Source organism: Anaerovibrio sp., from assembly GCF_024697385.1.
Taxonomy (GTDB): Bacteria; Bacillota; Negativicutes; order Selenomonadales; family Selenomonadaceae; genus Anaerovibrio.
The window spans coordinates 22945-29295 of record NZ_JAILFV010000054.1 but is presented as its reverse complement, the minus strand read 5'-3'; the positions used below and the strand labels follow the sequence as shown (position 1 = coordinate 29295).

At 44.9% G+C, this 6351-nt stretch carries 7 protein-coding genes; all 7 read left to right on the top strand.

Annotation, left to right across the window (positions count from 1 at the left end; all coding sequences use genetic code 11):
* Positions 1-105 precede the first annotated feature (105 nt).
* The 7 genes from rimP (at position 106) to K6C05_RS02635 (ending at position 6349) form a co-directional block, all read left to right on the top strand.
* Positions 106-549 carry a ribosome maturation factor RimP gene (gene rimP / locus K6C05_RS02665; RefSeq protein WP_296730906.1) on the top strand — a complete coding sequence of 148 codons (444 nt, stop codon included), beginning with the start codon at positions 106-108 and terminating at the stop codon, positions 547-549.
* A 106-nt stretch (positions 550-655) separates the two neighbouring features.
* Complete coding sequence (gene nusA / locus K6C05_RS02660) at positions 656-1756, top strand: transcription termination factor NusA (RefSeq protein ID WP_296730912.1); 1101 nt, start codon at positions 656-658, stop codon at positions 1754-1756.
* An 18-nt stretch (positions 1757-1774) separates the two neighbouring features.
* Positions 1775-2041 carry a YlxR family protein gene (locus tag K6C05_RS02655; RefSeq protein ID WP_296730905.1) on the top strand — a complete coding sequence of 89 codons (267 nt, stop codon included), beginning with the start codon at positions 1775-1777 and terminating at the stop codon, positions 2039-2041.
* A 1-nt stretch (position 2042) separates the two neighbouring features.
* Entirely contained in the window at positions 2043-2351 is a 309-nt protein-coding gene (locus K6C05_RS02650) for a ribosomal L7Ae/L30e/S12e/Gadd45 family protein (protein ID WP_296730902.1), read from the top strand.
* Positions 2352-2369: 18 nt separating this feature from the next.
* Complete coding sequence (infB, locus tag K6C05_RS02645; RefSeq protein WP_296730899.1) at positions 2370-5036, top strand: translation initiation factor IF-2; 2667 nt, start codon at positions 2370-2372, stop codon at positions 5034-5036.
* 16 nt (positions 5037-5052) lie between these two features.
* Positions 5053-5403 (top strand): 30S ribosome-binding factor RbfA, encoded by a 351-nt coding sequence (gene rbfA / locus K6C05_RS02640; RefSeq protein ID WP_296730896.1) that lies wholly within the window; start codon positions 5053-5055, stop codon positions 5401-5403.
* A 4-nt stretch (positions 5404-5407) separates the two neighbouring features.
* Complete coding sequence (locus K6C05_RS02635; protein ID WP_296730895.1) at positions 5408-6349, top strand: DHH family phosphoesterase; 942 nt, start codon at positions 5408-5410, stop codon at positions 6347-6349.
* Positions 6350-6351 lie beyond the last annotated feature (2 nt).

The following is a 6351-nucleotide window of genomic DNA, read 5'->3' as shown; positions in this document are numbered from 1 at the left end:
CAAATAGTGAGGTAATTTTTGGAAGAGTGGGTGCAAACCCGCTCTTTTGTCTTATGTTTAAAATTTACAATCATCGCTATGCGGATATCAAAAGGGGGAATGTGAATGAGCAGAGTGATTGAGGATACTGTAGAAGAAATTGTTGAAGGCTTGTTGTCCGATACTGAGCTGGAGCTTGTTGCAGTTGAGTATATCAGGGAAAAGGACTGGTACCTCAGGGTATTTATTGATAAAGAAGGCGGTATCGAAATTGATGACTGCCAGGAATTAAGCAGTAAGCTGGAAAAAATTCTCGATGAAAAGGATGTTATCAAGGGAAGCTATATTTTGGAGGTATCCTCTCCGGGACTTGACCGCGAGCTGAAGAAGCCAAAGGATTTCCAGCGTGAAAAGGGCAAGGCAGTGGATGCCAAGCTGTTTGCTCCTGTAGATGGCAACAAGATCGTTACCGGTGTTTTAAATGATTTTGATGGTGAAAATGTGACTATCGATGATCTGGTCATACCTATGGAAAACATAGCCCAGATTCGTTTACATATAGATTTTTAAGAAAAATATTCGGGTTCACGCCCCGAATGACAGATATTAGGAGGTTTGTTTTGTGGCTACCAAGTTAAAAAAGAGTAAGTCTGCTGCTCCAAAGGACAGCGGTTTTATGGAGGCAGTAGAGGTTTTAGGCAAGGAAAAGGGAATTGCTCCTGAGGTGTTGTTTGATGCCATTGACAAGGCATTGGCAGCTGCCTATAAGAGAAATTACAACAACGAGGCCAACTGCCGTGTAAGCCTTGACCGTGTAACTGGTGAATACCATGTATTTGCCATCAAGGAAGTCGTTGAAGAGGTAGAGAATCCTGTAACCCAGATTTCCCTGGCAATGGCACATAAGCTGTCTGAGGATTATCAGCTGGGGGATACCCTGGAGGAGGAAGTAACTCCGGCTAATTTTGGCCGAATTGCAGCACAGAATGCCAAGCAGGTTGTGGTACAGGCAATTCGTGAGGCTGAGCGCGGGATTATCTTCAATGAATATGTAAACCGTGCCAACGACATTATTACCGGTGTGGTGCAGCGTGTAGAGAATAAAAATGTATATATCAACCTCGGTAAAACTGAGGCAATATTGGCACCAAGTGAGCAGATTGCTCATGAGAGCTATGCACCAAATGACCGTATCAAGGCATTGATCGTAGAGGTGAAGAACACCAGCAAGGGTCCGCAGGTCATGGTATCCCGTACTCATCCGGGCCTGCTGAAGCGCCTGTTTGAGCTGGAGGTTCCTGAGATACAGAGCGGAGAAGTGGAAATAAAATCCGTTGCCCGTGAACCGGGTATGCGTTCCAAGATTGCCGTATATGCAGAAAATGCAGACATAGATGCTGTAGGTTCCTGCGTAGGACCACGGGGCGCACGGGTTCAGACTATAGTAGATGAGCTTAGAAACGAAAAGATTGATATAGTAAAATGGAGTGCTGATCCGGTACAGTTTATAGCTAATGCCCTCAGCCCTGCCAAAGTGGTATCTGTAGCCATAAATGAAACAGATAAGCTGTCCAGGGTAGTTGTCCCGGATTATCAGTTATCATTGGCAATCGGCAAGGAAGGACAGAATGCCCGCCTTGCTGCCAAGCTGACAGGATGGAAAATAGATATAAAGAGTGAATCCCAGGCTGATGAATTTGGCTTTGAGGATGAAAACGAAGCTGAGGCTATTGATATCGATGAATTTGCCACAGACGAATTTTACAGTGAAGAATAAGAAACTTGGTGAACAGCTATGGCAACAGTGAAGAAGATACCAACCAGACTGTGTATAGGCTGTCAGGAGCAACATCTGAAAAAGGAGCTTATAAGGATTGTGAGAAGTCCTGAGGGAGAATTTTCAGTTGATCCTACAGGTAAAAAGGCCGGACGGGGGGCATATATCTGCAACAGGCGGGAATGCTTCGAAAAGGCCGTGAAGGAACATCGTTTTGACAGGTCCTTCAAATGTAATGTTGATAAAGCAATTTTTGATGAGCTGGCAAGTCAGCTTTTTGGATAAAATGAATAAGATAAAAATTTTGAATCTGCTTAGCATGGCACAGAGAGCAAATAAGGTTGTTTCGGGAGATTTTGCTGTTGTCAAGGCTGCAGATGGAGGAAAGGCCAGATTGATACTAGTAGCGGATGATGCTGCGGAAGAGACAAAGAAGAAGTATCAACGCATGGCTGAGAATGCAGGAATAAAGTTATATTATCTGACTGATAAAGAGGAACTGGGACATTGTATCGGCAAGGAATTCAGGGCCGTGGCCGCCATATTGGATAAGGGCTTTGCGGATGCCTTGACAAAACTCTTTGAGGACAGATAGTCATTCGGGGGTGGATTGATGAGAATACACGAATTTGCAAAAGAATTAAATACAGAAAGCAAGAAAATCATAGAGATATTAAAACAACACAATATAGAAGGAAAAACCCATTCCAATGCCATCAGTGAGAGCGAAAAGAAACTGGTGTTGGATGCGATGAATAAGGCAAAGACTCCATCTGAGGCTGCTAAGCCGCAAAAGGAACAGGCGAAGAAATCTCAGTCCAAGGAGACTTCGACCAAACAGGAGCCTAAAAAGGAAGATCCGGCACCGGCTGTAAAGCCTGAGAAAAATGATGCAAAGGCTGCGGGGAAAAATACCCGTCAGGAGTCTCCAGGGAATAATGCTGAACGGCCAGGCAAAAAGCCAAATGATGGTTTCAGCTCACCAAGATTTGTGAATAATAACGGCAGTCATAATTCCAATAGGAACAATGACCGCAATCGCAATAATGGTCAAGGTGGCAATTATAACAATCAGCGTAACAATCAGCGCAATAACGATCGAAACAACGATCGAAGCAATGATCGAAACAATGACCGTAATAATGATCATCGTTATAATCATTCCAACAATGGCAGCAACTCCAATCGCTCCCAGCAGAATAATACCAGATTAAGGGCGTCAGGAAGCAATGGTATGGGCAATCAGCCTGCTGGCAATAATGGTGGACACAAAAATCGTGACAGAAACGACAGAAACGACAGAAACGACAGAAATGACAGAAATAATCGTATGGAGCGTAATGACCGTATGGAGCGTAATGACCGCAACCGTAATGCCGGTAGGGATCGTAATAACAAGAATAATCGCAACAATTTCAATGGCGGTGGGTTCAATAACAGAAACAACCGTAACAACAAGAACAACCGCAACAACAAGAACCAGCCGTCCCCACAGAAGATGGAGATTGTGCGTCCTAAGCTGATTAAGGTCGGCGAGACTATAGTTGTCAAGGATTTGGCAAGTAAATTGTGCTGTACTGCAGCTGATATCATCAAAAAACTGATGCTGATGGGAGTAATGGCTACCATTAATCAGGATATTGATTTTGATACTGCAGCATTGGTGGCAGGTGAATTCGGGGTTGATGTTGAGGAATTGCCACCTGAGGTAGATCCTACCGAAATTCCTGAGATTGAGGATGATGCCAGAAGTCTGGTGCTCCGACCGCCTGTTGTAACTGTAATGGGCCACGTTGACCATGGTAAGACTTCACTTTTGGATGTTATCCGCAAGACCTCAGTTTCAGCATCTGAGGCTGGTGGTATTACTCAGCATATTGGTGCCTACCAGGTTATGTGCCAGGGCAAGAAAATCGTGTTCCTGGATACTCCTGGTCATGAAGCCTTTACTGCTATGCGTGCCCGTGGTGCCCAGGTTACAGATATTGCCATACTGGTAGTAGCGGCTGATGATGGTGTTATGCCACAGACTATTGAGGCAATCAACCATGCCAAGTCAGCAAATGTGCCGATTATAGTAGCTGTAAATAAGATTGATAAGCCAGGTGCTGATCCGGTCCGTGTAAAGAACGAGCTCATGGAATATGGTCTCGTATCTGAGGATTATGGTGGAGATACCATTATGGTTGATGTTTCTGCCAAGAAGCGCCTGAATATAGATGATCTTCTGGAAATGATCCTGCTGGTGGCTGAGGTACAGGAGCTGAAGGCAAATCCAAAGCGTGACGCCCGTGGTGTTATAATAGATGCCCAGCTGGATAAGGGCCGTGGCCCGGTAGCTACCGTTCTGGTCCAGAATGGTACCCTGCATATTGGTGACTCAATCATAGCCGGAACCTGCTATGGTAAGGTTCGTGCCATGATTAATGACCGTGGTGAAAATGTAAAGAAGGCAGGTCCTTCTGTTCCTGTTGAGGTTCTTGGTCTTAATGATGTTCCTTCTGCCGGTGATGAATTGGCCGTATTGGAGGAAAAGCTCTGCCGTTCCATTGCTGAAAAGCGTGTTGAGAAGCAGCGCAATGACCTTATTCACTCCAAAAAGGTATCCCTTGATGACCTGTTCCAGCAGATTCAGGATGGTCAGCTGAAGGATCTCAATATTTTGGTCAAGGCAGATGTTCAGGGCTCTGTTGAGGCTCTTAACAGCTCACTGCTCAGCCTTAACAAGAATGATGAGGTCCGGGTAAATATTATCCATTCCGGTGTTGGTGCAGTAAATGAATCCGATGTTATGCTGGCTACAGCATCCAACGCACTTATAATAGCCTTTAATGTGCGTCCTGATGCCAATGCCCGCCGTATTGCCGAGACAGAGGATATTGATATCCGCACCTACCGCGTTATATATGATGCCATTAATGATGTTAAGGATGCCATGTCCGGAATGCTGGCACCAAAATACAAGGAAGTTATTCAGGGCCGGGTAGAAATCCGCCAGGTAATGATTTTCAACAAGACACTGATGGTTGCCGGTTCATATGTGTTGGAGGGCAAGATTACCAACAAGTCCAAGATCCGTATTGTTCGTGACAACATTGAGGTGTTTGATGGCGAGCTGGAGGATTTGCGTCGTTTTAAGGATGCAGTCAAGGAAGTTGCTGCAGGCTTTGAATGTGGCATAACAATCAAGGATTATCGCGATTTCCGTGAGGGTGATATCATTGAGGCTTATACCTTGGAAGAGATAGAAACCTCTATTAATGATATGAACAAAGAATGACAGGGGGTCGTATTCAATGAGTCAGCTTCGTATTGAAAAAATTCAGGAGCTAATGAAGCAGGAAATCAGCAAGATCATCCTGCAGGAGCTTAAGGACCCACGGATTGGCTTTGTCACAGTTACTCAGGTGGAAATTACCAGGGATTTGAGTATTGCCAAGGTTTTTGTGAGCATTATGGGAAATGATGAGCAGATTGAATCCTCCTGGACAGGACTTAACAGCTCTCTTGGTTTTATCCGCCGGGAGGTGGGGCATCGCATCAGATTGCGGACAACCCCTGAGCTGAAGTTTGTCTTGGATAAATCCCTGGATTACAGTGATCATATCCAGAAATTGTTGTTGCAGATAGAACGTGAGCAGGGTTAGTAACATGATTATATCTTTAAAGGAAACCGCAGAAAGACTTAAAACGGCTAATGAGCTGATATTAACGGCACATATCAGTCCGGATGGTGATGCCATTGGTTCCTGTCTGGGACTTAAATATATATTGGAGCAGCTGGGGAAAAAAGTCAGAATTATCATAGATGATGATGTTCCCAGCTTCCTGAAAATATTATCCGGGTACAACGATATTGAAAAACCACAGGAAGAAAGCTATCAGGCTGATTATCTGGTGATATTGGATGCTTGTCTGGACAGGGTGGGGTCTTTGGTTGAAAAATGCAAGGCCCCGGTGCTTAATATTGACCATCATGCCACTAATGACAAAAGGGCAGATTATTTGTACCTTGCTGCCGAAAGGGCCGCCACAGCTGAAATCGTATTTGATCTGGGGCAGGAGCTGGGGGTAGAATTTGACAAAGAATCTGCTACTGCAGTTTATATTGGGCTGGCAACAGATACGGGGTATTTCAAGTATTCAAATACTTCTCCACATACCATGCGGACTGCGGCGGCTCTTTTGGAAAAGGGTGTCCGTCCGGAGACTATTTCCGAGGCCATCGAAACAAAGGATTTTGCCATAGTCAGAGGTCTGGCCAAGGCCCTTCAGACTGTAGAGTTGTTTGCTGATGGCAGGGCTGCCGGACTTTTCCTCGAATATGATTTAACGGAAACCATAGAAACCACAGAAGGCTTTATTGATGAAATCCGTATAATAGATGGTGTGGATGTGGCTGTCCTGATAAAGGCAGTGCAGCCGGAAGTATGTCGTGTCAGCATGCGTTCAAAGGTTACTGATGTGAGCAAGCTGGCTGCCAGACTTGGCGGTGGCGGTCACAAAAAAGCTGCAGGCTGTACCATATACAAGAATCTGTATGATACCAAGCATTATCTGATGGATGAAATAATAAAATCCTTAGAGGTATAGAT

What these genes read in the sequence shown, in the direction of transcription:
- rimP (WP_296730906.1), top strand. Translation starts at nt 106, where the DNA reads ATGAGCAGAGTGATTGAGGATACTGTAGAAGAAATTGTTGAAGGCTTG.
- nusA (WP_296730912.1), top strand. Translation starts at nt 656, where the DNA reads ATGGAGGCAGTAGAGGTTTTAGGCAAGGAAAAGGGAATTGCTCCTGAG.
- K6C05_RS02655 (WP_296730905.1), top strand. Translation starts at nt 1,775, where the DNA reads ATGGCAACAGTGAAGAAGATACCAACCAGACTGTGTATAGGCTGTCAG.
- K6C05_RS02650 (WP_296730902.1), top strand. Translation starts at nt 2,043, where the DNA reads ATGAATAAGATAAAAATTTTGAATCTGCTTAGCATGGCACAGAGAGCA.
- infB (WP_296730899.1), top strand. Translation starts at nt 2,370, where the DNA reads ATGAGAATACACGAATTTGCAAAAGAATTAAATACAGAAAGCAAGAAA.
- rbfA (WP_296730896.1), top strand. Translation starts at nt 5,053, where the DNA reads ATGAGTCAGCTTCGTATTGAAAAAATTCAGGAGCTAATGAAGCAGGAA.
- K6C05_RS02635 (WP_296730895.1), top strand. Translation starts at nt 5,408, where the DNA reads ATGATTATATCTTTAAAGGAAACCGCAGAAAGACTTAAAACGGCTAAT.